The 26,167-nt window shown below is 35.7% G+C and carries 23 protein-coding genes and 1 riboswitch; of the genes, 11 read left to right on the top strand and 12 right to left on the bottom strand.

Annotated features, from left to right (window positions below):
• The first annotated feature begins 21 nt into the window (after nucleotides 1-21).
• Nucleotides 22-390, top strand: coding sequence for a potassium channel family protein (locus CKJ95_RS10295; protein ID WP_099353333.1), 369 nt, complete (start codon nucleotides 22-24; stop codon nucleotides 388-390).
• A 36-nt stretch (nucleotides 391-426) separates the two neighbouring features.
• Here CKJ95_RS10295 and CKJ95_RS10290 read toward each other — a convergent pair whose 3' ends face one another.
• Nucleotides 427-1,173: a GTP cyclohydrolase II gene (locus CKJ95_RS10290; RefSeq protein ID WP_099353332.1), complete on the bottom strand. Its 747-nt coding sequence runs from the start codon at nucleotides 1,171-1,173 to the stop codon at nucleotides 427-429.
• Between the two features lie 168 nt (nucleotides 1,174-1,341).
• Here CKJ95_RS10290 and CKJ95_RS10285 point away from each other — a divergent pair, with 168 nt between their 5' ends.
• The 6 genes from CKJ95_RS10285 to CKJ95_RS10260 all read left to right on the top strand — a co-directional run bounded on the left by CKJ95_RS10285 (nucleotide 1,342) and on the right by CKJ95_RS10260 (nucleotide 6,059).
• Nucleotides 1,342-1,761, top strand: coding sequence for a MarR family winged helix-turn-helix transcriptional regulator (locus CKJ95_RS10285; RefSeq protein ID WP_099353331.1), 420 nt, complete (start codon nucleotides 1,342-1,344; stop codon nucleotides 1,759-1,761).
• Nucleotides 1,762-1,777: 16 nt separating this feature from the next.
• A complete protein-coding gene (locus tag CKJ95_RS10280; protein WP_099353330.1) occupies nucleotides 1,778-3,001 on the top strand; it encodes an MFS transporter in 1,224 nt (407 codons plus the stop codon).
• 142 nt (nucleotides 3,002-3,143) lie between these two features.
• Nucleotides 3,144-3,707 carry an FAD-dependent oxidoreductase gene (locus CKJ95_RS10275; RefSeq protein ID WP_099353329.1) on the top strand — a complete coding sequence of 188 codons (564 nt, stop codon included), beginning with the start codon at nucleotides 3,144-3,146 and terminating at the stop codon, nucleotides 3,705-3,707.
• A gap of 176 nt (nucleotides 3,708-3,883) precedes the next feature.
• The gene (locus CKJ95_RS10270) at nucleotides 3,884-4,693 is read left to right on the top strand and encodes an EcsC family protein (protein ID WP_099353328.1); all 810 of its coding nucleotides are present in this window, start codon (nucleotides 3,884-3,886) and stop codon (nucleotides 4,691-4,693) included.
• 120 nt (nucleotides 4,694-4,813) lie between these two features.
• The gene (locus CKJ95_RS23345) at nucleotides 4,814-5,473 is read left to right on the top strand and encodes a hypothetical protein (RefSeq protein ID WP_180271474.1); all 660 of its coding nucleotides are present in this window, start codon (nucleotides 4,814-4,816) and stop codon (nucleotides 5,471-5,473) included.
• A gap of 118 nt (nucleotides 5,474-5,591) precedes the next feature.
• Nucleotides 5,592-6,059: a hypothetical protein gene (locus CKJ95_RS10260; protein WP_099353327.1), complete on the top strand. Its 468-nt coding sequence runs from the start codon at nucleotides 5,592-5,594 to the stop codon at nucleotides 6,057-6,059.
• A 46-nt stretch (nucleotides 6,060-6,105) separates the two neighbouring features.
• Here CKJ95_RS10260 and CKJ95_RS10255 read toward each other — a convergent pair whose 3' ends face one another.
• The 7 genes from CKJ95_RS10255 to CKJ95_RS10225 all read right to left on the bottom strand — a co-directional run bounded on the left by CKJ95_RS10255 (nucleotide 6,106) and on the right by CKJ95_RS10225 (nucleotide 19,161).
• Nucleotides 6,106-6,966 (bottom strand): CheR family methyltransferase, encoded by an 861-nt coding sequence (locus tag CKJ95_RS10255; RefSeq protein ID WP_099353326.1) that lies wholly within the window; start codon nucleotides 6,964-6,966, stop codon nucleotides 6,106-6,108.
• 18 nt (nucleotides 6,967-6,984) lie between these two features.
• Nucleotides 6,985-10,221 (bottom strand): response regulator, encoded by a 3,237-nt coding sequence (locus tag CKJ95_RS10250; protein WP_099353325.1) that lies wholly within the window; start codon nucleotides 10,219-10,221, stop codon nucleotides 6,985-6,987.
• Between the two features lie 23 nt (nucleotides 10,222-10,244).
• On the bottom strand, nucleotides 10,245-12,326 hold the full coding sequence (locus tag CKJ95_RS10245) for an EAL domain-containing protein (protein WP_180271473.1): 2,082 nt from the start codon (nucleotides 12,324-12,326) through the stop codon (nucleotides 10,245-10,247).
• Nucleotides 12,327-12,454: 128 nt separating this feature from the next.
• Entirely contained in the window at nucleotides 12,455-15,436 is a 2,982-nt protein-coding gene (locus CKJ95_RS10240) for an EAL domain-containing protein (protein WP_099353323.1), read from the bottom strand.
• Between the two features lie 32 nt (nucleotides 15,437-15,468).
• On the bottom strand, nucleotides 15,469-16,785 hold the full coding sequence (locus CKJ95_RS10235) for a diguanylate cyclase domain-containing protein (RefSeq protein ID WP_180271472.1): 1,317 nt from the start codon (nucleotides 16,783-16,785) through the stop codon (nucleotides 15,469-15,471).
• Between the two features lie 244 nt (nucleotides 16,786-17,029).
• The gene (locus tag CKJ95_RS10230; protein WP_099353321.1) at nucleotides 17,030-17,560 is read right to left on the bottom strand and encodes a CBO0543 family protein; all 531 of its coding nucleotides are present in this window, start codon (nucleotides 17,558-17,560) and stop codon (nucleotides 17,030-17,032) included.
• Between the two features lie 122 nt (nucleotides 17,561-17,682).
• Nucleotides 17,683-19,161 (bottom strand): SulP family inorganic anion transporter, encoded by a 1,479-nt coding sequence (locus CKJ95_RS10225; protein WP_099353320.1) that lies wholly within the window; start codon nucleotides 19,159-19,161, stop codon nucleotides 17,683-17,685.
• 333 nt (nucleotides 19,162-19,494) lie between these two features.
• Here CKJ95_RS10225 and CKJ95_RS10220 point away from each other — a divergent pair, with 333 nt between their 5' ends.
• A complete protein-coding gene (locus CKJ95_RS10220) occupies nucleotides 19,495-20,349 on the top strand; it encodes a manganese catalase family protein (protein WP_099353319.1) in 855 nt (284 codons plus the stop codon).
• Nucleotides 20,350-20,391: 42 nt separating this feature from the next.
• Here the strand turns inward: CKJ95_RS10220 and CKJ95_RS10215 are convergent, their stop codons facing one another.
• Entirely contained in the window at nucleotides 20,392-20,748 is a 357-nt protein-coding gene (locus tag CKJ95_RS10215) for a putative zinc-binding protein (RefSeq protein WP_099353318.1), read from the bottom strand.
• A 237-nt stretch (nucleotides 20,749-20,985) separates the two neighbouring features.
• Nucleotides 20,986-21,046: riboswitch (Fluoride riboswitch) on the top strand.
• A gap of 53 nt (nucleotides 21,047-21,099) precedes the next feature.
• On the opposite strand from CKJ95_RS10215, the gene crcB (CKJ95_RS10210) reads away from it, so the two are divergent.
• Together crcB (CKJ95_RS10210) and crcB (CKJ95_RS10205) are read left to right on the top strand one after the other, a co-directional pair.
• A complete protein-coding gene (gene crcB / locus CKJ95_RS10210) occupies nucleotides 21,100-21,477 on the top strand; it encodes a fluoride efflux transporter CrcB (RefSeq protein WP_099353317.1) in 378 nt (125 codons plus the stop codon).
• Nucleotides 21,474-21,842, top strand: a complete 369-nt coding sequence (gene crcB, locus CKJ95_RS10205) for a fluoride efflux transporter CrcB (RefSeq protein ID WP_099353316.1) — start codon at nucleotides 21,474-21,476, stop codon at nucleotides 21,840-21,842. Before crcB (CKJ95_RS10210) ends, crcB (CKJ95_RS10205) begins: the two co-directional genes overlap by 4 nt.
• A gap of 125 nt (nucleotides 21,843-21,967) precedes the next feature.
• On the opposite strand, the gene CKJ95_RS10200 is transcribed toward crcB (CKJ95_RS10205), so the two are convergent.
• A complete protein-coding gene (locus CKJ95_RS10200; protein ID WP_099353315.1) occupies nucleotides 21,968-23,377 on the bottom strand; it encodes a SpoVR family protein in 1,410 nt (469 codons plus the stop codon).
• Between the two features lie 138 nt (nucleotides 23,378-23,515).
• Nucleotides 23,516-23,872 (bottom strand): DUF3889 domain-containing protein, encoded by a 357-nt coding sequence (locus CKJ95_RS10195; RefSeq protein WP_099353314.1) that lies wholly within the window; start codon nucleotides 23,870-23,872, stop codon nucleotides 23,516-23,518.
• Between the two features lie 200 nt (nucleotides 23,873-24,072).
• Between CKJ95_RS10195 and CKJ95_RS10190 the strand changes: the two genes are divergently transcribed.
• On the top strand, nucleotides 24,073-24,312 hold the full coding sequence (locus CKJ95_RS10190; RefSeq protein WP_099353313.1) for a YhdB family protein: 240 nt from the start codon (nucleotides 24,073-24,075) through the stop codon (nucleotides 24,310-24,312).
• Between the two features lie 61 nt (nucleotides 24,313-24,373).
• On the opposite strand, the gene CKJ95_RS10185 is transcribed toward CKJ95_RS10190, so the two are convergent.
• Nucleotides 24,374-26,104 (bottom strand): phospho-sugar mutase, encoded by a 1,731-nt coding sequence (locus tag CKJ95_RS10185; RefSeq protein ID WP_099353312.1) that lies wholly within the window; start codon nucleotides 26,102-26,104, stop codon nucleotides 24,374-24,376.
• Nucleotides 26,105-26,167: the final 63 nt, after the last annotated feature.

Here is a 26,167-nt window from a genome sequence, read left to right as displayed (position 1 = left end):
GGCCTTAAGGATGTGAAGTTTTTGAAATCGTTTATTCATAGAAAAAAGACATTATATCGTGGATTAATTTTTATAGTTGTGTATCTAAATACATTGTTAACTTTTGCTATTATATATATTTTTTTAGATTTACTAGACCTAGGAGCGGTACATGACCATTATGCATCAGATTCGCACCAAGAACAGTCACTAGATATTGTGACTCGGTCGTTATACTTTAGTGCAATTACTCTCTTATCAGTCGGGTATGGGGATGTAACTCCATTCGGCATCTCAAGGGCTGTAGCGATTGTTGAAGCATTAATCGGGTATTTGTTACCTGTAGTCATCGTGATTCAGTTTCTCCCTCCTTTTCGTAATACAGAAGGTGATAATTATCCGTATGATTAAAAATGAGCTAGTCCATCAATGGGCTAGCTCCTTATTTTAAAAAGGTTGTTCATCTTGCGCCATTTCAACTAGATGGCCGGCTCTTTCCACTTTTGTCTTTAAGTATTTTTGGTTAAATTCTGAAACATCTCCCCAAATTGGCATCCGTTCGGAAACATTCATTCCAGAATTTTTAAGGGCTTCAATTTTTTTAGGGTTATTAGTGATTAAGGAAACAGGTTTCGTGCGTAACGCCTTCAAGACACGAATCGCGTCGTCGTAGTTTCTAGCATCATCCTTAAACCCTAGTTGGATATTTGCTTCAACAGTATCTAAGCCATTCTCTTGAAGGATGTAAGCCATCGCTTTACTAAATAAACCTATTCCTCGACCCTCATGATTCGCTAAATAAAATAAAGCACCTGCCCCATGGTCGATAATGATTCTCATCGATTGTTTTAGTTGATATCCACAATCACAACGTTTGCTTCCAAAAATATCACCCGTATGACAAATACTGTGCATCCTAATTAAAGCCTCTTCTGCATTTTCAAAATCTCCATATATTAAAACACTGGATTGCTGTTTTTCAGCAAGGTTTGTTGATGAAAGCTTTTCAATTATTCGATTTGCATCCAACGTTACCTCATCACAAAGGAGCCAGCAATACCACTGAAAAATGACTGTCTCTCCATCTAAATTCACAGGAAGTTTAATTGGCCCAACTAAGTATATTGCTTTATCTCCTCTTTCAATAAGTTTAATCTTTTCTTGTAAAATGGAAATAATTTCTTTGGATATCACGAGTAATCCCCCTTGCTCTTTTGGTTACAAGTAGTTTTTGATTAATGTCATTTATTTATCCACCCTAACTTTCACGTTATTAATGCATGGGACTTGCTTTATAAAGATAAAAAGTGATATAGTTACCTAGGTAACTAATTATAATGAAATATGCATTGAGGTGTATTTATGCAAACTGGCCATACTCTATTTCACGCAGTGCATCAGTTATCTCGACAGCTTACGAAACATGTGAATGAAACGTTAGAACCCTTCGGACTATTTGGCGCGCAATGGTCCGTTTTATTTGTTTTAAAAACAAAAGGGACATCAACACAATCTGAACTATGTGACTATTTAACTGTTGAAGCTCCACCGATGACACGAAATATTCAAAAGCTAGTTAAGCTTGGATATGTCAGACAGGTTCAAGGGACTGACAAGCGTACCAAGCAAATTGAATTAACAGAAAAGGCACTAGCTGACTATCCAAAATGGGAACAAGCTATGATCGAAATGAATGAAAAGCTCGTAGAAAATTTTCCAACAGAATTGCAGGATCAGTTATATGACCTTTTAAACCATTGGTTCCATCGGATTAAGAATTAACACCAGGAGGAAAACTATGGGGAAACAAAAACTTTGGACGAAGGATTTCATTAATCTTTCGGTAAGTAACTTTTTTGTATTTTTGACGTTTTATTATTTATTGGTATCGTTGCCGGTATACACATTGAATGATTTGGGCGGAAATGAATTAGAGGCTGGGCTCATGGTTACTGTATTTTTATTCTCTGCAATTATCGTCCGTCCATTTGCTGGTCAATGGTTAAATACCATTGGTAGAAAGAAGGTTCTTACTCTTTCATTACTTATTTTCATGATTTCAACGCTATTCTATTTCTTCACTCCATCCATCTATTCGGTTTTATTGTTACGTTTATTCCACGGAATTGGATTCGGAATGGCAACAACTGCTGCGGGAGGAATTGTCGCCGACATCATCCCAGATTCTCGTAAAGGAGAAGGCATGGGATATTTTATCATGTCAAACAACTTAGCTATGGTAATCGGTCCATTCTTAGGATTAACCCTCTTGAATAAATCCGGTATGAATAGCGTATTTATAGTAGGAGCAATTTGTTCAAGCCTTGCTTTAGTTACAGGCTATTTTGTAAAAGTTCCTGAAAGAGCACAAGAAGAATTAATAAAAGAAAAAACAGTAAAAACAAAATTGTCTTTCGGGGATCTGTTTGAGGTTCCTGCGATAAAAATTTCAATTGTCGGTGGACTATTAGGGATTGTATACTCTTCCCTCTTATCTTTCGTTTCCGTATATGCTCAAGAAATTGGATTGTTTGAGGTTTCAAGCTTCTTTTTTGTGGTATATGCAGTTGTACTTTTAGTATCTAGACCTTTCACTGGCAGATGGTTTGATCAATACGGAGCAAATAAAATTGTCTATCCATCGATCGTAGTGTTTGCAATTGGAATGTTGTTTCTCGGAACTTCATCAACTTCCTTGATGTTCTTATTAGCTGCTGCCTTAATTGGTTTAGGTTGGGGAACATTATTCCCAAGCTTCCAAACAATTGCTGTTCAAGCAGCAGCCCCTACACGTAGAGGAACAGCAACCGCTACATTCTTATCCATTTATGACACTGGTATTGGTTTAGGTTCAACAATAGTCGGCCTACTAAGCGCACAAATCGGGCTCGGCACATTTTATTTCTTTAGTGGCTTTTATGTGTTATTCGGGATTATACTTTATTATTTTCTATATGATCGAAAAACAAAATTTGTTGTACAAACGGAACAAACTTATCATCAAACATCAGAATCAATCTAGGATAGAAAGGATTTTCCTTTTCTGTCCTTTTTGTTTTTATTAAACGATTATGTTATCTAAATTAAGCAGATGATTAGATTGGCATGATGTTAATGGGTATAATTATGATTGCATACTATTTTACATAAGGAGTGATTGTACAATGTTTGATGTTATTATTGTCGGCGCTGGTCCTGCAGGCGCAAGTGCAGCTTTATTTACAGCTAAGGCTGGTAAAAAAACATTACTTTTAGATAGCGATAAAGGTATGACCAAGCGTGCTTGGGTTGAAAACCATTATGGCGTTACGGAAATTGAAGGCCCTGAACTAGTTGAAATCGGCCAAAAACAAGCTGCAAAATTTGGTGCTGAAGTTGTACAACAGGCGGTTACTACTGTTGAAAAAACTGAAAACGGTTTTAAGGTTGTAACTGATAACGGTGATTACGAAGGAAAATACGTGGTTTTTGCAACTGGAGCTTTAACGGACGTAGCTGCTGCTGCAGGAGTTGCTACTAAAGAAGGCACTGAGCCTCGTATTAAAACAGTTCTTGATGTTGATGCATCTGGTAAAACAAATGTTGAGGGTATCTGGGCTGCTGGTACATGTGCAGGTGTAAGTGTTCATACAATTATTACGGCTGGTGACGGTGCAAAAGTTGCAATTAATATCATCAGTGAAATCAATGGTGAGCGTTATGTTGACCATGATGTGTTAAAAAAATAAAATGTCATTAAAAAACCAGGTGAATAAATTATCACCTGGTTTTTTAATGAGGATGTGACTACCAATAAAGGCTAAAATTGTACATAATAAGGTCGATGCCAGTAATCATTATCTGAAACTATTTTTAAATATGAACGTAATACATAATAGGAATAAAAACAGAAAGAGGCATGCAAATGGAATCTAAACATATACTCGAAAGTGAACTAAAAAAGATAGAAGCATGGGAAAAAGACCAGAGTGGTTTATGGTTTTGGGAACGAATTGGTCGACTCCCATTTAAGCTTCTAGATAAAATAACTCCTAAGTTTATCCACGAAAAAATCGGCATTTTGCTTGATGAAATTGGAAGTTACATACAAAACGGTGGTAAATATCTCATCCAGGAAAAAGCCATTTTTAATCTAATTGAAAAAAAAGCAAATACGCCCATTGAAAAGATTGCAGATATCGAACAAATTCCGCTTCAAAAGATGATTGAAGTCAGCCAAGAGCATTCAGAAAAATGGGCAAAAGTGGCCACCCTGCAAGGAGCGACAACGGGGGTCGGAGGTATATTTACACTTGCAATCGATATTCCTTCTTTGCTCGGAATGTCATTAAAAACACTTCAAGAGATCGCAATTATTCATGGATTTGATCCAAACGATAAAAACGAGCGAATTTTTATTATAAAATGTTTACAGTTCTCTTCTGCTGATGTAGTTGGGAAGCAGGCGATTCTAAAGGAACTTTCCTCCTTTTATCAAGGCAGAAATTCAACGAATGAAATGATGTCACAACTCCAAGGTTGGCGTGAGGTTGTGTACACCTATCGCGACTCATTTGGGTGGAAGAAACTTTTTCAAATGATACCAATTGCAGGGATTCTTTTTGGAGCTGTCTCCAATCGCTCGATGATTCAAGATCTTACGGAGACTGGAAATATGTTATACCGTAAAAGAAGAATCCTAGAAAGATTACAAGATGAAGATCCAGCATCCTAAAAGCCCCATTTTTTATGGGTCTTTTTTAGGATTTAGTACTCCCTGCCAACTAGTCGGTCACATTTTTTATAAAAATTGAATAAGATACTCAAGAGACTAACACAAAGGAGTTATCAACTTATGAAATGGAAAAATTACGGATTATGGGTCTCTCTTGGATCGATTTTATATATGGTATTTAAAGACTTAGGTATGCAAATAGATTTAACTGCATGGGAAACATACGTGACTGCAATATTGGGATTACTGGGAGCTTTAGGGATTATTTCAAATCCGGATAAAGGTAAAGGTTTCTTTGACAAAATACCTAATACGCCTGTTGAGGCAATTGCACAAGTTACAGAACAATTGCAGAACCAGCCTCCTAACGGTAATGACGGAAATTTACCACAAAACCACATACAGAATCCAACTAATCTTCAGCAGAACCAAAGCTATACGTCAAAACAAACAATGGGCAACACACCGCAACAGCAACCACAGAATCAAATGGAACCCGTTCAATCTCAATATCAAGTAAACCAATTTCAAAATGAATACCAAGATTACGAAAACCAAACAAATCATACTCAACAATTCCAACCACACCAAGAATATCAAAATCAAAGTAATGTAAATAATGCGACTTATACGCAAGAACTCGAACCAGCACAGGTTCAATCTGAAGTTAATATAGACTCTAATAAGTATGCCGAAGTGTCTAGTCAAAAGCAGACACCGAGTAATTTTGACAGAAGCTCTATTCACGGAATGCCAGCACCGCCAAATGAGCATATGTAGTAAGTTTTTCCAAGCACCTGGTCAGCAGGTGCTTTTTCATTAAAATAATATGAATAATTAACTGGGAAATATAAGAAAATAGATATATAGCGAACTGAAGTGTGGTGGATAAAACGATGTGAAAGCAGTAGAACGTATATTTTGGAGTATCGCATTACCAGGGTTCGGACAATTATTAAATAAACAATATGTGAAGGGGCTAACTTTTATTTTCTTAGAGTTTTTGGTCAATACCTTCGCAAATTTTAATCATGCCATTATGTTAAGCTTTTTAGGAGAAACACAGCGAGCGCTTACATCAATCAATTATGGATGGCTCATGTTTTACCCTTGTCTCTACTTTTTCGCCATGTGGGATGCGTTTAAAGAGGCTGGTGGGGGAAAAGCACCGTACTCCTTTTTACCGTTTGCATTTTGTGCCTATTTTGTTACCGTTGGCCTAATGGTCGCACCTAAGGCGATTTTTTGGGGAATTACATTTGGACCTGTCTTTTTCCCAATGATGTGTGTAATTCCAGGATTAATTGTTGGCTTTCTCTTAAGAAAAATTATCCTAGTCTTTAGTAAAGAGGACGCCCTCGTGTAATACATATAGCAAAAGGTTGCTGAATATTAACAGCAACCTTTATCATTTACTTCATCTTTTTATACAATTTTTGTTTTTTACTGACTTCCTCATAATAATCGTCTTTGTCCGTATAATAAATCGTTTCCTTATCACCCAGACCTAGAATGCCAAACATTGCTAAGCTCTCATAGAACAAATTATGAACCCGCTTCTGCAATTCTTTATTAAAATAAATGAGGACATTTCTGCACAATATGACGTGGAACTCATTGAATGATTGATCAGTTACTAAATTGTGCTGTGCAAATACGACATTGTTAGATAAGTGCGAATGAAATTTTACGCCATTATCTGTAACTGTATAGTAGTCTGAAAATGCATTATTTCCACCAGCTTGCAAATAGTTCTTCGTATACTTCTTCATATTCTCTAACGGGTATCTACCTGATTTGGCAATCTTTAATACATCCGCATTTATATCTGTCGCATAAATTTTCGTCTTCTCATAGAGTCCCTCTTCAAGAAGAAGTATTGCCATTGAGTATACCTCTTCACCTGTAGAACAGCCCGCATGCCAGATACGGATTGATGGGTATGTTCGCAATAATGGAATAACCTTTTCTCGAAAATCTAAAAAGAATAAGGGATCCCTAAACATCTCTGTTACATTAATCGAGAAATCAGCAATTAATCTGCGCAAACATGCAGGATCATGAAGAATCTTCTCAAGTAGCCCTGTTATACTTGAAAGTTTTTCAGCCTCTACTCGGTGTTGGACTCTTCTTCTTATTGAATTGTATGCATAGCTTCGGAAGTCATAGCCACACCACTTATAAAGACCTTGCAGCAATAATTCAATTTCAATTCTCTCAAGATTTGAGTTTTCCGTTGTTTCAAGACTTATTTCATCAAATTGAGTATTCATCGTTTAAGGAGTCCCTTCCTATTGATATAACCAAACCTTCATTAAAGAAATCAGTTGATCAGGATTTATCGGTTTCACAATATAATCAGATGCTCCTACCTCCATACACTTCTCACGATCCTCTTTCATTGCTTTTGCCGTCAGCGCAATAATAGGTAAACAAGAAAATTGTGTTTTCTCTCTTATTTTTTTAATCGCCTCATAACCATCCATCTCAGGCATCATAATATCCATTAATATGAGGTCAGTATCTGGTTGTTGCTGCAATAATTCAATTCCTTCAATTCCATTCTCAGCAAAGGTTACGTTCATACCGTACATTTCAAGAATACTTGAAATCGCATATACATTTCGTACATCATCATCAACAAGAAGAATTTTTTTACCAAGTAGGCCCGTATGATCTTTAACAGAACTAGTTGAAGGTATTTCTGTTATTTCATTCGTTGGTTCGTTGCAATCTAATAATAATGAAATCTCTTCCTTCAACCTTTGTGGAGAGTGCTCATCCTTAATGATAATTCGATGAACATATTTGTTTAGGAAAATTTCCTCTTTTGATGATAGGTCACGCCCTGTATAGACTAAAACCTTCACATCATCATGATGATGCGAATTCTTTATTTTCTCCAATAAATCAAAACCGTTTGTGTCTCTTAATCCTAGGTCTAGAATAATAAAATCAAACGAATTTACTTTTAATTCTTCAATTGCTTCATAGCCTGACGATACTGCCTTGATAATGACATCCATATTACCTATAAACTCCATAAGGGTATTTCGTTGTAGCAGATCATCATCAATGATTAAAAGACGTTTAATATGACTATTTTCATCAACACTCGGAGTTTCTTTAAGTACTACAGAAGTTTCAACACTACTTCTCTGGATTGAAATTGGCTTTTCGGTAGATACCGCAACTTCATTTATAGCATTTCGGTGTTCAATTTCATGTTGAAATTCACCAACGATAAATGTAAATGTACTTCCTTTTCCTTCTTCACTCTTGAGGACTATTTTGCCACCAAGCAATGTAGCAATTTCCCTGCTTATCGACAATCCTAGGCCAGTTCCACCATATTTTCGGCTCGTAGTACCATCAGCTTGCTGGAACGCTTCAAATATAAGTTGCTGCTTTTCAGTTGGAATTCCAATCCCACTATCGATTATTGAAAAGGAAAAAGCAGGCTTGCTATTGTATTCTAGGTAGGAGGAAATTTCTAATTTAATCTCCCCTACTCGGGTGAATTTAATAGCATTTGATAATAGATTTCGCAAAACCTGTTGAATTTTTTGTTCATCATTATAAAGGAAAGTTGGAAGACCTTTTTGCACATTGATTGAAAATTGCAGACCTTTTTCATTCACAACTGGTCTAAAGCTTCTTTCAACGTAATCAACTAAATCCTCGATTGTTATTTTGCTAGGATTTACTTCCATTTTTCCAGATTCAATTTTTGCTAAGTCTAAAATATCGTTAATTAGTGCTAATAAATCATTACCAGCAGAGTAGATTGTCTTTGAATATTCTACTTGTTTAGTTGATAGATTTCCTTCAGTATTGTCCGATAAGAGCCTAGATAAAATAAGTAAGCTATTTAATGGTGTTCTTAATTCATGGGACATATTTGCTAGGAACTCGGATTTATATTTTGAACTTAATGAGAGTTGTTTTGCTTTTTCCTCGAGTTCCGCTCTTGCTGCCTCTACCTCTTTATTCGTTTGTACAAATCTCTTATTTTGATCTGCTAGGCTCTTCGCTTTTTCTTCAAGATCAGCGTTTGTTTGTTCCAACTCTTCTTGCTGAACTTGCAGTTTTTCCTCTGATTGACGAAGTGCTTGTGTCTGTTCCTCAAGCTCCTCGTTGGTAGCTCTAAGTTCCTCTTGCTGTGCTTGTAATTCTTCAGATTGGGCTTGAACCTCTTCCATTAATGTTTGAGATTCCTCCAATAATTTAGCTAGTCTGATTCTTCCCATTACACTTTCGATAATGATGCCTAGACCATTCAGTAGTTCTTCTAGAAAATCTTGTTGAGTTTTACTAAATGACTTCAAGGAAGCAATTTCGATTACGGCTTTTACATCCCCCTCAAAAACAATCGGTAATACGTATATATTTAAAGGAGAAGCTTCTCCTAACCCTGAGCTTATCCGTACATAATCTGAAGGTACATTTGTTAAAATGATCGGAGATTTTTCAAGAGCAGCTTGTCCAATAAGTCCTTCACCCAAACGGATTATGTTGGATAAACTCTTTCGCTCTTTAAAAGCATAGGACGCGAGCAGTTTAAAACGCGCTTCCTCATCATCAGCGTTTTCTATATCCTTGATATAAAATACAGCATGGCTAGAATCGACTAAAGGAACTGTCTTAGACAGAAAAGTTTGTGCTAATGTTTCTAAGTCGTTTATTCCCGTTAGGCTCGTAGTAATTTCCGCAATATTAGAATTCAACCAAGTCAATTCTTGTTCTCTATTTATTTGCTGTTGTAGGGAATCTGTCATTATATTAAATGAGCTTGCGACATCACCTATTTCATCACTTGAATCGATCTCAACCTTTGTATTGAGGTCAGCACTACCGTTTGCCACCTGTTTCATTACAGTTGAAACTTTATTTAACCTATTTGATAGTGTCCAGATACTTTTAGAAAGAAGACCCATGATTAAAATGACGCTAATAATAATAATAATTGCACTGATTATTAGTTCTTTCTTAAACTCTGAAACACTAACATGCAATGATGATTCCATGCTTACTTCAAAAGATTTTGTTATGTCGGAAAGAACGGTAAAGAATTCTTCATGAAGTTCGGCTGAATTCTCATCAATTAAAGCAAGAGCTTCATCTTTGCTACCAGCGTTGACAAGGTTGATTAACTCATTTTGATACAGATTGAACTCACTATTTATTCTTTTAAGTTCCTTTATTAAGTTATTTTGTTCTGCAGTATTCGCCTTTTCTTCAATTAAAGTAATATTTTCTACAATGGATTGATTTTCTTCCTGTAACTTTACCAATTCTTGTTGGATCATTTTTTCATCATTAAATAAAACGAGGTTTCGCAGTCGGATCCCTTCATCCTTTATATCCCGATGAATTTTTTCTGCTAGTATAGTTAATTCATAGTTTGATTTTATTGTAGTACTCATTTTATTAAGACTAGCGATCTGAGTCCAGCCAATACCTATTAGAACAATAAGTAAGATTGGTAATGTACTAAGCCCTAATAATAATTTTGTTCTTAATTTCATGAATGGGTTCCTTTCATGTACATTTATTTACTAATCGTTGAGTCGTTGAAATCAAAACATGTTTGATATACTAGTGCAATTGCTTGAACTCGATCAGTAACATTCATTTTTTGGAAAATCCTTGTAATATGGTTTTTCACGGTATGCTCACTAATAAATAATTTTTCCGAAATTTCCTTATTGGTTAATCCCGATAATAGAAGCTCAAAAACATCCAATTCTCTTGAGGAAAGGCCAAAAACTTCCTTTGTTACCTGAATGGTACCTTTTATTTCTCTTGGATGTTCGAATATCTCAGGTTCTGTATTAGAAGATATAGTTCCTTGATAGGAAGATGAAGTTCTATTCTTTTCAGCAATAAAGTCTATTTCGTTATGGCCTAAGAGAAACGCCTCAAATTTTTCCTTTATTAATGGAGGGCTTAATAAGTATCCTTGAATCTCTTCACACTTAAACTGCTGTAAAACAGCCAACTGTTTCTCAGTCTCTACTCCTTCGGCAATTACGGACATATTTAAATTATGTGCTAATGATATGATTGTTTCTGTTAATACAGTTTCGGCAGGGGAGCCGTTAGAAATCTCTTGAATAAAAGTCCTATCTATTTTCAGCGCATGGATTGGGAAACGTCGCAAATAGCTTAAAGACGAGTAGCCAGTCCCGAAGTCATCGATACTTACTTGTATCCCCATGTCCTTTAATTGTTGAAGAGTTTTGGAAATTACAGTCTCATTTCCTAATATAACTGATTCAGTAATTTCAATCTCTATTAAGCTAGGACTTACGTTATATTCCAATAAAATTCGTTTGATTTTATCGACTAAATTTTTTTGAAGAAAATGTTGTGCTGAAAAGTTAACAGCAATCCTTATTGGATAAAAATCAGCATTCTTCCATTCATTTAATTGGCTGCAAACAGTTGTAAGTACCCATTCACCAATTTCAATGATTTGCCCAGTTTCTTCAGCTAATGGAATGAATTCACTTGGTGACAATGTTCCCCATTTTGGATGTTCCCACCGTAATAAAGCTTCCGCACTTTTTATCTTGCCGTTTGCAAGTTCCATACGTGGCTGATAAACGATTGAGAGTTCTTGCCGTTCAATTGCTTTACGTAAATCATTTTGCATGATAAACGTCCGATATGATTGAAAGTTCATCCCAGAGTGATATACTTTATAATTGTTTTTTCCTTGCTCTTTTGCGCGAAACAACGCTGTACCCGCGTTTTTCACAAGAGTTACCGAATCTTCTCCGTCATAAGGGAATATACTCAGTCCAACACTTGCTGTAAAAAACAATTCATAATGATCAATGTATAGAGGCTCATTGAATGCATTATAAATATTTGTAGCAATTTCTAGCGTCTCCTCACGATCTGTATTCGGTAAAATAATGGAGAACTCATCACCACCAAATCTTGCAACAAAATCTTCATCCCTTACCGTTGTTTTTAAACGTTTCGCAATTTCTTTAAGCACCCGATCACCAGTATTAAAATCAAGTGAATCGTTCACATATTTGAAGAAGTCAATATCTAAAACAACAACTCCGATTGCTTGGTTCCTTTTTTTAGATTCCTTCACCCAAGCAGTTAGTTCATCCTGGAACATTCTTCGGTTTGGTAAACCTGTTAAATAATCATGTAATGCCATGTATTCAATTTCTTTATTTTTTATCTCAAGTAATTCTGTTTGTTTCATAAGCTGCTTTTTTATTGTATAAATTTCAACAAAGCCATCAACCTTTGCCTTTAAAACAATTGGGTCAACAGGCTTTAAAATATAATCAATCGCACCAACAGAGTACCCCTTAAAAATATGATCCGAATCCATATTATTAGCAGTTATAAATAAAAGTGGAATATTTTTTGTTTTCTCACGTGCTTTGATGATTTTGGCTGTTTCAATCCCATCAATTCCTGGCATTTGAACATCTAAAAGAATAACAGCGAATTCGTATTTTAAAAGACACTTTAAAGCTTCTTCTCCAGAATTAGCTTTAATTAAGTTATAATCTTCCCTTTCAATTATAGCTTCTAAGGCTAATAAATTCTCTGGACGATCATCCACTAAGAGAATATTTATTTTTTCAATATCTGCCATTACTCCACCCCTGTTATTTTCCATATACTCTGTTATAGGATATCATACCTATATCTTTGGGTGGAGTTTATTTTAAGTGTTAAATGGACTAGTTTTTTCCATATGTAAAAAAGAGAGAGCACCCCTAATTATTCATTTGGGGTTGCTCTTAGTAAATAACTAATTTTTTCTTCTTTCACAAAATCACAATTTGGGACAAATGGGTTATTGCGCAATTGTAGAGTAAAATGATTCAAAAACTTTACGAGTACATCTCTTTGAGTCTCATCCATAATAAACTTAAGACCATATTGGAAGATTCCCTTCACTTCTTCTTTCCATACAACATGTCCATTTAAGGTAATGATTTCACCCATAATCTTAGTTTTGAATTGATAGGTGATATCCGGACGTACAGGTAACTGGATAGTTGATAAAAACCTTAACCCACCTGGCCCAATGTCTTCAATTAAGATCTCCGTATTCCCTAACTCAACCTGATTTCCAAGTATAGTAGTTAATGTCATTTGGGAACTTAGTGGAAATAAAAGATTAATCCTGTAATATCGTCTTCTATTTGAGAATTTAGCCGTATTGCTATTAAAGGTTGGCTTCAATATCATTTTTCTTAATAAATTTTGAAATGTCTCTTCTGGTACTGGTTTGCTAAAGATATAGCCTTGAATTTCTTGACATTCCTGTTGTCTTAGGAATGATAACTGTTCGATTGTTTCCACACCTTCTGCTACAACATTCATGTCTAAACCTTTAGCCATAAAAATAAGAGATTTAATAATGGTTTCAACATTATTTGTCTTTGCAATGTGTTTAGTAAAGGACTGATCAATCTTAATTGTATCAATAGGGTAATCCTTTAAATAAGTGATAGAGGAATAGCCTGTCCCAAAATCATCTAATGCAATTTTCAACCCAATGCTCTTAATATATTGCAAAGCTAGTTTAACAGCTTCCTCATGCTTAATCATGGTTGTTTCTGTAATTTCAAGTTCAATTAAAGAAGGATTTGTATTGTTATTTTCTAGAATAGCACCCAATTTTGCCTTCCAATCACTTTTTAAAAAACGTTGTGCAGATATATTCACTGAAATTGGAACTACTTCAAGATTTTGCTGCTCCCATTTAGCAATATTTTGACACACTTGGTCTAATACCCAATCACCAATTTCATTAATATAACCCGTTTCTTCTGCAAGTGGGATAAATTCAAGTGGCGAGACTAGCCCCCAAACGGGATGCTCCCACCGCACTAATGCTTCAGCACTAACAATTTTGCCTGTACCTGAATCAACCCTTGGTTGAAAATATACGACTAATTGATTGTTCTCAATCGATTTTCTTAAATCCCTTTCAAGGTAATACTGTTTGAAAGAATTAATACTCAGTGAGGAGGAATAGATTTGATACGTATTTTTACCACTTGCCTTTGCCCTATACAAAGCTGCATCCGCATTTTTTATTAATTCCTCTATAGTTTTTCCATTCTCGGGAAATGTACTAATTCCAACACTTGTAGTTATGATTAATTCGAAATCTTCAATATTAACTGGTAGGTCTAGACAATCTATGATTAACTTAGCGGCCTTATTTGGGTAATCTGATTCTTCATAATCCCATAAAATAACGCCAAATTCATCGCCACCTAATCTTGCAAATAAAGTGTTTTTGTTGAGCAACATATTCACTCTTTGACTAAACTCAAAAAGCAATTTGTCACCAATTTGGTGTCCAAGCGATTCATTGATATTTCGAAACCTGTCTAAATCTATATATAGAATTGAAAAATGCTTGTTAATCTGGTTTGATGCCGAAATTAGTTCATTTATTTTATTTTCAAAAAGCATCCGGTTTGGTAGTTTTGTTAAATAATCGTGAAATGCTAGATGTTGAATTTTCTTTTCAAATTCTTTTTGCTCTGTAATATTTGAAACGATCCCGTCAAGCCGTATAACATGACCGTTCTCATCCAAAACAGGTAATACCTGTTCTTGAACCCAGACGATATCACCATTCCGATGAATAATCCGGTATTGATGAAAGAAATTTTGACCCTTTTGTATATTCATTTGATGTTCTTGAAAAGCAGGAAAATCATCTGGATGTACGAGCGAATCCCAAGAAAGTCGATTATAAAAATCAGTTGGCGAATACCCGCTAATGGTTTCAGCACCTTTGGAAATCAACATGTACCTTGCTTTTTTTACATCATAAGACCAAATACCTACCTCTAAATTATCAAAGATATGTTCGATTCGATTTTCACTTTCTTTAAGCTTTAGTTCTGCAGTTCTTCGTTTAGTAATATCTTGAACAGTTCCTATAAATCGAACAGGTTTCTTATTTTCATCCAATATTACATCTGCTTGGTTATATACATAAACAACTGTACCATCTTTACGAAGGATTCTAAATTCAAAACCCAAGTTTCTTTTTTCTTCTATAGCGGATAAAATAGCCTTTTTAAACTTTTCTCGATCATCTGGATGAGCTAGTTCTGAAATACTATTAAATGTCGGAACAAATCCATCAATATTTTCAATTCCAAATAGGACATACATCTGATTTGACCAATACGCTTCATCTTCAATAATGTCATAATCATAGCTGCCGATGGCACCTACTTTTTGTGCTAATTCGAGACTGCCTTTGATTTTGACTAATTCTTTTTCATGTTGAACATATGTTGTTATATCTTTTGCTACTGCATAAATAATGGTCGTGTCCCCATCACTATTTTTTATTGGAATTAAATTAACATCGATATAAATTATTTCTCCATTTGCATGTGTTACAGCGGTTTGATAGTTCTGTACTTTCCCCTGCAATGCACGCTGATAAAATTTATTTCTTTTGTATTTGTCATTTTCGTGTAGATATTGTTTTAACTTACTAGGTAATTCCTTTTCATTGTAACCAAATATTTTTAGAACTGAAGGGTTATAATGTAATAAATTCACATTCACATCAAAAGCTAGAACCGCATGCGGATGATTATCAATTAGTTCTTTTAATAGATAAGTATCATGTTCCATTATTGTATTCAATTTTCCAGATAGATTTACGGTCTCATTTGATAACCTAGTTAACTGCTTTAAAAAAGATAGTCCTGCCATTTTTATCCCCCTTTTTATGATGGCATACCTTTCTATAACGAAAATGTATTTCCCCCAAGTGCTTTGGATTTATAAAGATTCTCATCAGCCTTTTTAAACAATTCTTCTATGTCTATTCCATGATGTGGGTAAAAGGAAATACCAATACTAGTTGTGATATTCAGCACGTGTTCTTTTATTTCCATAGGCTGGTTTACTGCATTCAAAATTCGATTCGAAATGTCTATTACTTGCTGCTCGTCGATTATCTCTGGAATAACGACTGTAAATTCATCCCCACCCACCCGTGAAAGTGTATCCGTGTCGCGAATCACTCTACGTATTCGATTGGAGAATTCTTTAATAACTTCATCCCCAATATCATGACCCAGGTTATCATTTATTTGTTTGAAATTATCACAGTCTAAAACCAGTAATGCTGTTAAATTTCCTCTACGATCTGTTGTAAACATAGACTGTTGGAGCCGATCTAAAAAGATGCGTCTATTAGGCAGTCCTGTCAAATGGTCATAATAGGCTAGTTTCTCCAGTTTTTTCACTTTTCGTTTGAACTCAGTAATATCCCCTGAAATCACAACTATTTTTTCAAGCTGTCCTTCTGAGCTTAGAACGGGTATTAAGTCTGAATGTAACCATACAAAATGACCATCCTGGTGTTTACGTCTTATTTCAATGTCGACATTTTCTTTTGTTTCAATCAGGTTTTGATATACGTCGTTCATCTTTTCTCTGTCATCAGGATGTATGGTTTCAATAAGCGATTTACCAATCATCATTTGTACAGGGTATCCTAAAATGTCCTCAATTGAAGGAGAAAGATAAGTAATATCCCCGTCTGGTGTAAGTACTTTGATGATATCAACAGAATTCTCCGCGATGATTCGAAAGGTTTCTTCACTTTCTCTTCTTGCTTGTTCGGCCCTTTTATATTGTTGAAGTTCTTTTAGTCTCAATGTTTTATCTGTTACATCGCGTACGATTGCAACAAGATATACAATTTCTCCATCAATGATTGGTGTTAGTACCGTTTCATTAATCATAATTTGGCCATCTGGTAACATGATCTCGTCTTCAAATGTAACTACTTGTTTAGTAGATACAGCCTTTTTATAAAACATTTTAAGATACTGTAGTTTTTCCTTTGGTAAATACTCGTCCATCGTTTTACCAAACAGAGTTTCATCGGTATTAAGAATTGATAATCCAGATTGATTAGCATACAGGTATGTATAACCGGATTGGTCAACTTGCAAAATATACAGGATATCTTTTAAACTATTAAATGCCGTAGCTACGAGATTAATTAATTCACCAATACTTTTTTGCTCAAACATTTTGATAAGGTTCATGTTCATTTCTCCATATTTCCTAAATGATAACTAATTCATAATTGATTTCTATTATTTTCATCTGTAAGTCTATTTTGCCGGAAATTGTCAAAATAATGTATCACCATCTATTCTTATTCATATAGGAACCCATTCTTATTTCCCATTAGGAAGGTATTCCTATCCTTCAAATAGGAACCACAAGGGGAATTAAAAAATACTACTGAGAACATTTCAGTAGTAAGTGCGATATATATAGTTAGATTTATCGAAACACCGAGGAAGGAACATCGAAGATATGCCATAGAAAGAGGATAAATATGAGTGATGCGACCCAGGCACGAAATGGCCGCACATAATGTAGGCGAAGAATGGAGAACATCACGAGGTTAAATAAGACTGACCACCCCAAGCTCCAACCATGATCATATTTTATAAGTCCAACAAAAAAATCCACCGCTTCATTCACAGCATATATGCCGCACCATATTAAGATATATAACAACTGTTTGACCCAGGTGCGTTCTTCTGGGTATCTTCCTAAAAAAATGAGTATGGTTGCTGGATATTTTATAGCCATTATTGAAAGAACAATATGTGTGTTGGTCAGTCCAATTCCCTCATCAACACCTTTAGGGGTATATGTCCACATCGCAAACTTGTCAGATAACAAATATAAATAAAGAAAATCCCCTAATAGCAAAAAGAGGTATGTTGGATAGTATTTTTTATAATTTCTCCAATCTCCCCAAATAAATAGCGCTGCTAGCCAAATTAAACCATAGATTGCATTCACAAAAAGGCACCTCAGTTACTCTAACTGTAAAAATTTTGAAGTTATCTTCTATTGTTTCCTAATAATAATAATTTATATAGACAAAAAAACACGCTGCCATATTGACAGCGCGTTTCCCTATCTTATTGATTTCCTGCTTTTTCAAGAGCACCAGGTGTCTTGTATACTGCAAGTTTCTCAACTAATTTATTGCTTTCTGTATTTAATCCTTTAATATTTACTTTAATACCATTTTGATGATATTTAAAGACGACTTTATCAATTGCGCCAACCGCAGAGTCATCCCAAAGGTGTGCATTTGATAGGTCTAAATCTATTTCTTTGACATCATCTTTATAATCAAAGCTATTTACAAAATCAGTAACTGAAGCGAAGAACAACTGCCCTGAAACATGGTACACTTTCTTTTGCGAATTCTGTGCTGAAAGACTTGTAACTTTTACTTTTGAAATCTTAGAGGCAAAGAAAATTGCACTCAGTATGATTCCAACTAGTACACCTTTTGAGAGGTCATGTGTCTGTAAAACTGTGATCACTGTTACAACCATGACAATTGTATCTGTAATTGGAACCTTATGAAGAGTACGTAATGCAGACCAGTCAAACGTTCCGATTGAAACCATGAACATCACCCCAACGAGGGCTGCCATTGGAATTTGAACTAAGAAATCTTTAAGGACTAAGATTAAGACCATTAAAAATACTCCGGCAACAAACGCAGAAAGTCTTCCACGACCACCCGATTTGACGTTAATTACAGATTGTCCGATCATCGCACAACCTGCCATTCCCCCAAAGAAACCCGAAACAATATTTGCTATCCCTTGTCCACGTGCTTCTTTATTTTTATCACTTTCTGTATCTGTCATATCATCAACAATCGAAGCTGTTAATAATGACTCAACTAATCCAACGATTGCGATTGATAAAGAATAAGGGAAAATAATTTTTAATGTTTCAAAATTCAACGGTATATCAGGGAGTAAAAAAATGGGTAAAGTTGATGGAAGTTCCCCCATATCTCCAATTGTACGTACTCCACTATTGGTTAATACTGCTATTACTGTCATAACAATGATAGCTACTAATGGTGATGGAACAGCCTTTGTCAAACGCGGGAAGATATAAATAATCGCTAATGCTCCTGCTACCATTGCGTACATTTGCCATGTTTCACCTGCAAAATGCGGTAATTGAGCCGCAAAAATAAGGATCGCAAGTGAGTTCACGAAACCAGTCATGACTGAACGAGGGACAAATTTCATAAGTCTCCCAAGCTTTAACACACCCATGATAATTTGGATAATTCCCGTTAAAATCGTTGCAGCAAGTAAGTATTGGAGGCCATAATCTGCAACCAATGTTACCATTAACAATGCAGTTGCACCTGTTGCTGCAGAAATCATACCAGGTCTTCCCCCAACAAATGCAATCGTGACTGCAATACAAAATGAGGCGTACAACCCTATCATTGGGTCAACTCCTGCAATTAGTGAAAAGGCAATTGCCTCAGGAATTAGCGCAAGTGCAACAACAATCCCTGCCATGATATCTCCTCGCACATTGCCAAACCATTCAGTTTTAAATGTTGATAAATTCAAATCAGCACCTCTTTCTATTTTGATTAATGTTTTACTCAGGCATTTGCCTTCATATTTTTTGACTTTCAACTCTCATGAAAGTCGGGTCCGTCGTGAACAAAACATAGTATAACTGAATGTGATAAATATGTGAAATCATTATGTAAACGAACACAATCAAACTTTCCTTTATTTTTCAGCTATTATCTTCATATTTCTACTCAACTCGATATGCAATTTAAATACTTTCACTTGAAAAATAATAAATCTGCGAATCAGACACTAGAGGATAATTTTTATTACTTAAACAGATAGTAATTATGTAAAAACAATACTTATACTTGGAGGGAAGTCATGTATTTTTATAAAGAGGATTTGATTAATATTATTGTTCCTGACAAACCTGATCCTGCTGCAGCAAAGGTTCTTCAAGAAACATTGGGTGGTAGGTTTGGCGAAATGAGAACTATGATGCAATTTTTCTTTCAAAGTTCCAACTTCCGTGGAAACCTAAAGCAGTTTCGCGACCTAATTAGAGGTATCTTTCTCGAAGAAATTAGCCATGTGGAACTAGTTCAAACTACGATTAACCAATTATTAAATGGGTCTGGGGAAGAAGCAGTTGGTTTTGGTGGAAGTACAGGTGCTCCCCTAGAGGAAGCAATTAAGCACGCGAATCCACATCATTTTATAATGGGAGCGCAAAGCTCACTACCTGTTGATGCGGCAGGTAACCCTTGGAACGGAAACTATGTTTATGATCATGGAAATTTAATTAGTAATTTAATAAATAATGTCTCATTGGAGTCAACAGGCGTTCTCCAAAAAACAAGAATATATGAAATGAGCACAAATAAAACGTTTAGAGAAACATTGGCTTTCTTAATTGTTCGTGACAATGCTCATCAAAATGCATTTGCCAAAGCTTTGGAAACACTAGGTGTAGATTGGGGTAAAATTTTCCCTGTTCCAAATTATGATATCAATAAATATCCAGAATGTAGAAAATACATTGAAATGGGCTTTAATAATGCACAATTCAACTTTAGACTGGACGATACAATGATGGGACAAATCTTCCAAGGCGAGTCCCCAAGTAGAGCTGATGGTGAACTTAAAGTCGTTGCACCTCCAGACGGTTATCCAGTGCCTGTGCTACCAGAAATGCCAAATGAACATAGTCCTGGGATCCAAGATATGAATAAGTAAAAAAGCGTCTTTTCTTAGACGCTTTTTTATCTATTAAAGAAATTATCTTAATATCTCCAAAATTTGACTGTAAGCTTTCTGAGTAAGCTTAGGGTCTGGGTCCTCATGTTGCTTTTTTGGAACATCAAAATTTGTTAGCAAAAAATGATGCTGAGGTTCAATATCATGCCTAGCTAAAATATGTTTACAGCATGCTAGAGGACAACCGTCAATCGCAATGATACCTCTTCCTGATTTTGCTGTTTTAACAAGTGGCTTTACATCTCCGCCTACACCGGCTATACAAGACATTTCTGCTACATTCTCACGGTCCATCCTTACCGCAATTGTATTTGCAGTTTGTGCAGCTGATGAACAACCAGAACAAGAATAAACTATAGGCAATTTCTTATTTTCCACTCTCTATTCCCTCCCTTTATAATTGGAACCTATTTTAGTTTATTTACCATTATATTTCAGTGAGGAACATCACCTTTTTCAGACTTTTTAAAATATGCACAAAAAAACTACCAATTGGGTAGCTTTTTGATCATACGAATAATTGAAAGAATAGATAATTTGACAAAAATATGTTAAAGTTTAAGAATAACAATGATTATTTTTATGCAATTTTGAATATATTTTTAAAGTATATAAAATAGTATAGGTGATGGAGTTCACCTTTGACTGCCGCTAGGCTAATGACTCCTGTCAGTAACTTTATCTGGCAGGAGTCTTTTTATTTTCATCGAAAATGGGAGGAAAAACAAAATGGTTTATCTTTTTATTGGGATAGCAGGATTTTTAGGGGCTATTTTAAGGTACTTTATTGGTTTTGCCTTGTTCGACGAAAGTGCAGTGTTTCCGTTTGCTACTCTTACCGTCAATCTTATAGGGAGTTTTCTATTATCTTGGTTCACTACTGCCTTAGTGGAGAGGCTTTCAATTCCTGCTAACTTAAAAGCCGCTATCGGAACAGGGTTTGTTGGATCATTTACGACTTTTTCTACGTTAAGTGTAGAAACGGTCACGCTTGTTAAAACTGGAGAGTTATTTTTAGCATTCATCTATATATTAGCTAGTATTGTTGGGGGATTAATCATGAGTCGATTAGGATTTCATGTTAGTAAAGGAGAAGCAGTCGGATGAGCCTTGTTAATATCATGTTGGTTGGAGTTGGAGGATTCTTTGGAGCAATTACTCGTTTTGTTGTCAGTCAATTCATCAATAAGAAATTTTCATTTCGTATACCTATTGCTACACTTTTAATAAATTTATCAGGGTCTTTTTTTCTAGGATTCATTATAGGAATGAGAATTGAAGGATATGCCTTATTATTGCTAGGTACTGGATTTATGGGGGCATTTACAACATTTTCGACATTTAAGCTGGAAGGGATACAACTCCATATTGGCAAACGAAAAAAAGATTTTTTCATTTACAACCTATTGAGTTACGGTGGGGGCATCCTGTTAGCTTTTATAGGGATTGAAGTGGGGTATTTCTTGGCATGAGTGTAAATGGAAAAGTTTACTTTTAACAACGTATGTAATCTTTAAAGCAATTATTTTTCATGTAGTAACTAATAACACAAGGACGGACCTCCTGTTCAATAACCAAGAGGTCCGTCCCCTACTCACTAAATATACTTCCTATGCACGGTTTTCCCATCATACGTAAATACAACCGATTTATTTTCTAGAACAGTTTCCATATGGACTGGTCTGCCCCATAGTTGATAAATGTAAGGAAGTACTTTTTCAAGATATTTTAAATCAAGCTCTATGTCTTCGTACCAGTGTTTTAGGAAAAGTTCTCCGCTTTTTAGATAGTCACCATCGTTTACAGTGATATACGGAAACCCACCGTTGACACGCATGTTTACGAGCTGGTCACGAACCTGCGTCCATTGTTTATCAATGATTTTATAATCTCGACCTTGCTTTTGGAAGAGATACATGTCTTCACGTAGGACTAAATCCTTTGTTAAGTAATTTCGAATGAACGATATATCTGATTCAACTTCACGAACCTCAAAGATTTTTTCACGTCCAGATCCTGGCTGAACACCACGTTCCATCATTTCCTTTGTAGGGTTATTGTATCGTTCCTCTATGTCCTCAAAGATTTTTAAACCTAAGTAATATGGATTAATGCTTGTTTTTGATGGTTGCACAACACCTGCATTGAGCTTCGCAAACTCAATTGCTTCATCAGAAGTAAGATCCATTTCTCGAAGAATGCGCTGGTGCCAATAGGAAGCCCAGCCTTCGTTCATGATTTTCGTTTCAAGCTGTGGCCAGAAATATAGCATTTCCTCACGCATCATTGTTAAAATATCGCGTTGCCAATCCTCTAGCTCTCGACTGTATTGTTCAATAAATAAAAGGATATCTTTTTCAGGCTGTGGCGGAAATTTCTTTTTCTTACGTGCAACTGGTTTATCATTTGCTGCCTTTTTATCTAAGCCCCATAAATCATCATAAGGTGATGGCTTTCGCTTTATTTCTTCTTCTTCATCCTCAAGGCTCCAAGTAAGCTTTGGCCTCATAAGGGAAGGGTCAATATGCTCCTGGATAGCTAATACTGCATCTAAAAATGTTTCCACCTCAAGTTTTCCGTATACATGCTCATAATGTTTCACACGTTCCGCTGTAGCTGCCATACTTTCAACCATATCTCGTTTTGTATTACTAAAACGGAAATTATTTTTGAAAAAATCACAATGTGCTAGTACGTGAGCAACAATCAGTTTGTTTTGAATAAGGGAATTGGAATCGAGTAAAAACGCATAACATGGATCAGAATTGATGACGAGTTCGTAAATCTTACTTAATCCTAAATCATATTGTAGCTTCATTCGATAAAATTGTTTTCCAAAGCTCCAATGCGAAAATCGAGTAGGCATCCCATAAGCGCCAAATGTATAAATAATATCAGCAGGACAAATTTCGTATCTCATTGGATAAAAATCCAGTCCAAAGCCTTCTGCTATTTCCGTGATTTCATCAATTGCATACTCGAGCTTCTTGCGGTCAGAATCTCTCACAGTTGATCTCCCCCTTTTCGTCCTTATCACAATTTATGAGTCATTGGTCAAAATGATGAAAGGGGATTTCGTTGTTACACGTTTTTAACGCAAAAGCGGCCACATTCTATTAGTGAATTGTGGCCAAATAGTTGTTCCTTATTTTACTTCTTCGATGCTTAATGATAAAAGAGACTCTGTTTGTGGATTAAACAGGATCATCACTTTTGCTGTAAATGTGCGATCTTTAGTTTGTACTTTCAATTCAAAAGTATCCTTTGATTGTGTATCGGTAAGATCTTCTCGTCCCTTATACTGATAATCGCTAATTTTGCTGTCTGGATAATTCAATTTTGCCACATCAATCGCAATCTTACCCCATTTTTCATAATCCGTTGGCAGCGGTTGTTCCTGCTGTGGTGGTTTTTGTGGTGGCTTCTGTTGTGCGCTTACGATACCGCCTCCTACTATTAGAAACATACTACAAAAAATTGAAATAAATATCCGTTTTGTCATGTTCCATACCTCCTATGTAAAAATCAATTGTATTTTGCGCTATTCCTCAAGATCTTAGTCACTTTATTTTTTCAATTTAAACAGAGACTCCGGCATTTATGTATTCATATTTGTTTTGGATTCTTGTCCAAGATTTACAGCGAGAAAAAAATTGTTTTCTCCACACACTATAATCAACTCCTTAGAAGGAGGGAAAAGCAGTGAATACTGTTGACTATGACAAAGCGCTTTATTACACGCATCGTTCACAGTGGGATAACCTACTTATATTAATGGTTCGAACAAAGGATGATTTCCTTTCAAAAAAGATTGAACACTTCTTACATGCCTATAATTTTGAAAAAGATTATTCTGTTATCGAAAGACAGTTATATTCTTTACTTCGGTATATAGACCATGCATCCACAGAAAGCATGGAAGAATTAGCTGCACATATGTAAGTGGGGTGAAAATCCCCACTTCACTTTTATCGAAAAAAAACAAGACCCGAGGGCCTTGTTTTTATTTTAATGTGCTATGAACTTGTTCCATTACATCTTTAGAAATGTCATTTAAAGCTTGTTGACTATCTTCAAGTGAACTTCCTTTAACTCCAAAATAGAATTTTACTTTCGGCTCTGTCCCCGATGGGCGTAGGCAGAACCACGTACCCTCCTCTAAGAAGTATTTTAATACATTTGATTTTGGAAGAGTGATTTCTTCTTTTTTAGTTTCTACAACGTTTGTTCGAACACTTTCCTTATAGTCCTCAATAAGGGTTACCTTTCGGCCAGCAACAATTGTTGGTGGCTCACTACGGAAGCTTGCAAGAAGATTGTTGATTTGTTCTGCGCCCTCTTTTCCTTTTAGAGTTAAGGATTCAAGGCCTTCACGATAATAACCATACTTCTCAAAAATCTCCATTAGGCCCTCATACATTGTCATGCCTTTGTTTTTGTAGAAAGCACACACTTCTACCGCTAATAATGCAGCTTGGACTGCATCTTTATCACGAGCAAAGTCTCCTATTAAGTAACCATAGCTTTCTTCGTAACCAAATTGGAATTTGTATTCTCCTGTTTGTTCGAATTCCTTAATCTTTTCACCGATAAATTTAAAGCCCGTAAGAGTATCAATTGTATCAAGTCCAAATGATTTCGCTATTTCTCGTCCAATTTCAGATGTAACGATTGTCTTAAGCACGATACCATTTTCCGGTAGAATACCTTGTTTCTTCTTTTCTGATAAAATGTAGTGCAGCAAAATGGCACCTGTTTGGTTTCCTGTTAATACGACGTATTCACCATTGTCATCTTTAACAGCTACCCCTAAACGGTCTGCATCTGGATCTGTTCCGATTAAAACATCAGCATCAATCTTTTTGCCTTCTTTTATAGCCAATTCGAAAGCTGCATGCTCCTCTGGGTTTGGTGATTTTACAGTTGAGAAATTAGGATCAGGAAGTTCTTGTTCCTTTACCACTGTAACATTCTCGTATCCAAATGCTTTTAAGCCATTACGAACTGGCTTGTTAGCCGTACCGTGGAGTGGAGTAAACACTACCTTAACGCCAACCTGAGAAAGGGTTGGATTAATCGAGATTGTTTTTAGCTTTTCTGTATAGGCATTATCAATTTCTGTACCAATCATTTTAATGAGTCCGGAAGCTTTTAATTCTTCTTCACTGCCAACTTCTAACTCAAGCTCATTATGGATCGCATTTACCTTTTCAATCACTGTATCTGCAGCTTCAGGTGGAAGTTGTCCACCATCAGAGCCATATACCTTATACCCATTATATTCTGGCGGATTGTGGCTAGCTGTCACCACGATTCCTGAAAAAGCACCTAAATGACGAACCGCATATGAAAGCTCTGGAGTAGGTCGAAGTTCATCAAATACATAGGTTTGAATTCCATGTGTAGCAAGGGTTTTTGCAGCTTCCATTGCAAACTCAGGTGATTTGTGACGAGAATCATACGCAATGGCAACCCCACGGCGCTTCGCTTCTTCACCAAAGGACTCTATAAATGCTGCAAGCCCAGCTGAAGCCTTTCTTACTGTATATAAATTCATACGGTTTGTCCCTGGTCCGATTTCTCCACGCATTCCGCCAGTTCCAAACTCGAGATTTTTATAAAAGCAATCTTCAAGTTCTTTTTGATTGTCTTTCTTTTCAAGCAACGCATTCTTGATTTCTTCATCCAACCCTGGCGTATTGAGCCATTGGTTATACTTTTCCATCCAACTCATGTTCGATGCCCCCAATTACAGTTGTATTGTTAATATCTTTGTTTTATCTTCTACTTATTCTAT

The sequence above is a fragment of the Fredinandcohnia onubensis genome, assembly GCF_002734285.1.
GTDB lineage: Bacteria > Bacillota > Bacilli > Bacillales > Bacillaceae_L > Ferdinandcohnia > Ferdinandcohnia onubensis_A.
The sequence above is the reverse complement of the archived record's forward strand: the minus strand, read 5'-3'. Positions and strand labels throughout refer to the sequence as shown.

Bases quoted from the DNA above. Each gene is read 5' to 3' on its own strand.
- CKJ95_RS10285 (WP_099353331.1), top strand. From the start codon at position 1,342: ATGCAAACTGGCCATACTCTATTTCACGCAGTGCATCAGTTATCTCGA.
- CKJ95_RS10280 (WP_099353330.1), top strand. From the start codon at position 1,778: ATGGGGAAACAAAAACTTTGGACGAAGGATTTCATTAATCTTTCGGTA.
- CKJ95_RS10275 (WP_099353329.1), top strand. From the start codon at position 3,144: ATGTTTGATGTTATTATTGTCGGCGCTGGTCCTGCAGGCGCAAGTGCA.
- CKJ95_RS10270 (WP_099353328.1), top strand. From the start codon at position 3,884: ATGGAATCTAAACATATACTCGAAAGTGAACTAAAAAAGATAGAAGCA.
- CKJ95_RS23345 (WP_180271474.1), top strand. From the start codon at position 4,814: ATGAAATGGAAAAATTACGGATTATGGGTCTCTCTTGGATCGATTTTA.
- CKJ95_RS10255 (WP_099353326.1), bottom strand. From the start codon at position 6,966: ATGAATACTCAATTTGATGAAATAAGTCTTGAAACAACGGAAAACTCA.
- CKJ95_RS10250 (WP_099353325.1), bottom strand. From the start codon at position 10,221: ATGAAATTAAGAACAAAATTATTATTAGGGCTTAGTACATTACCAATC.
- CKJ95_RS10245 (WP_180271473.1), bottom strand. From the start codon at position 12,326: ATGGCAGATATTGAAAAAATAAATATTCTCTTAGTGGATGATCGTCCA.
- CKJ95_RS10240 (WP_099353323.1), bottom strand. From the start codon at position 15,436: ATGGCAGGACTATCTTTTTTAAAGCAGTTAACTAGGTTATCAAATGAG.
- CKJ95_RS10235 (WP_180271472.1), bottom strand. From the start codon at position 16,785: ATGAACCTTATCAAAATGTTTGAGCAAAAAAGTATTGGTGAATTAATT.
- CKJ95_RS10220 (WP_099353319.1), top strand. From the start codon at position 19,495: ATGTATTTTTATAAAGAGGATTTGATTAATATTATTGTTCCTGACAAA.
- crcB (WP_099353317.1), top strand. From the start codon at position 21,100: ATGGTTTATCTTTTTATTGGGATAGCAGGATTTTTAGGGGCTATTTTA.
- crcB (WP_099353316.1), top strand. From the start codon at position 21,474: ATGAGCCTTGTTAATATCATGTTGGTTGGAGTTGGAGGATTCTTTGGA.
- CKJ95_RS10195 (WP_099353314.1), bottom strand. From the start codon at position 23,872: ATGACAAAACGGATATTTATTTCAATTTTTTGTAGTATGTTTCTAATA.
- CKJ95_RS10185 (WP_099353312.1), bottom strand. From the start codon at position 26,104: ATGAGTTGGATGGAAAAGTATAACCAATGGCTCAATACGCCAGGGTTG.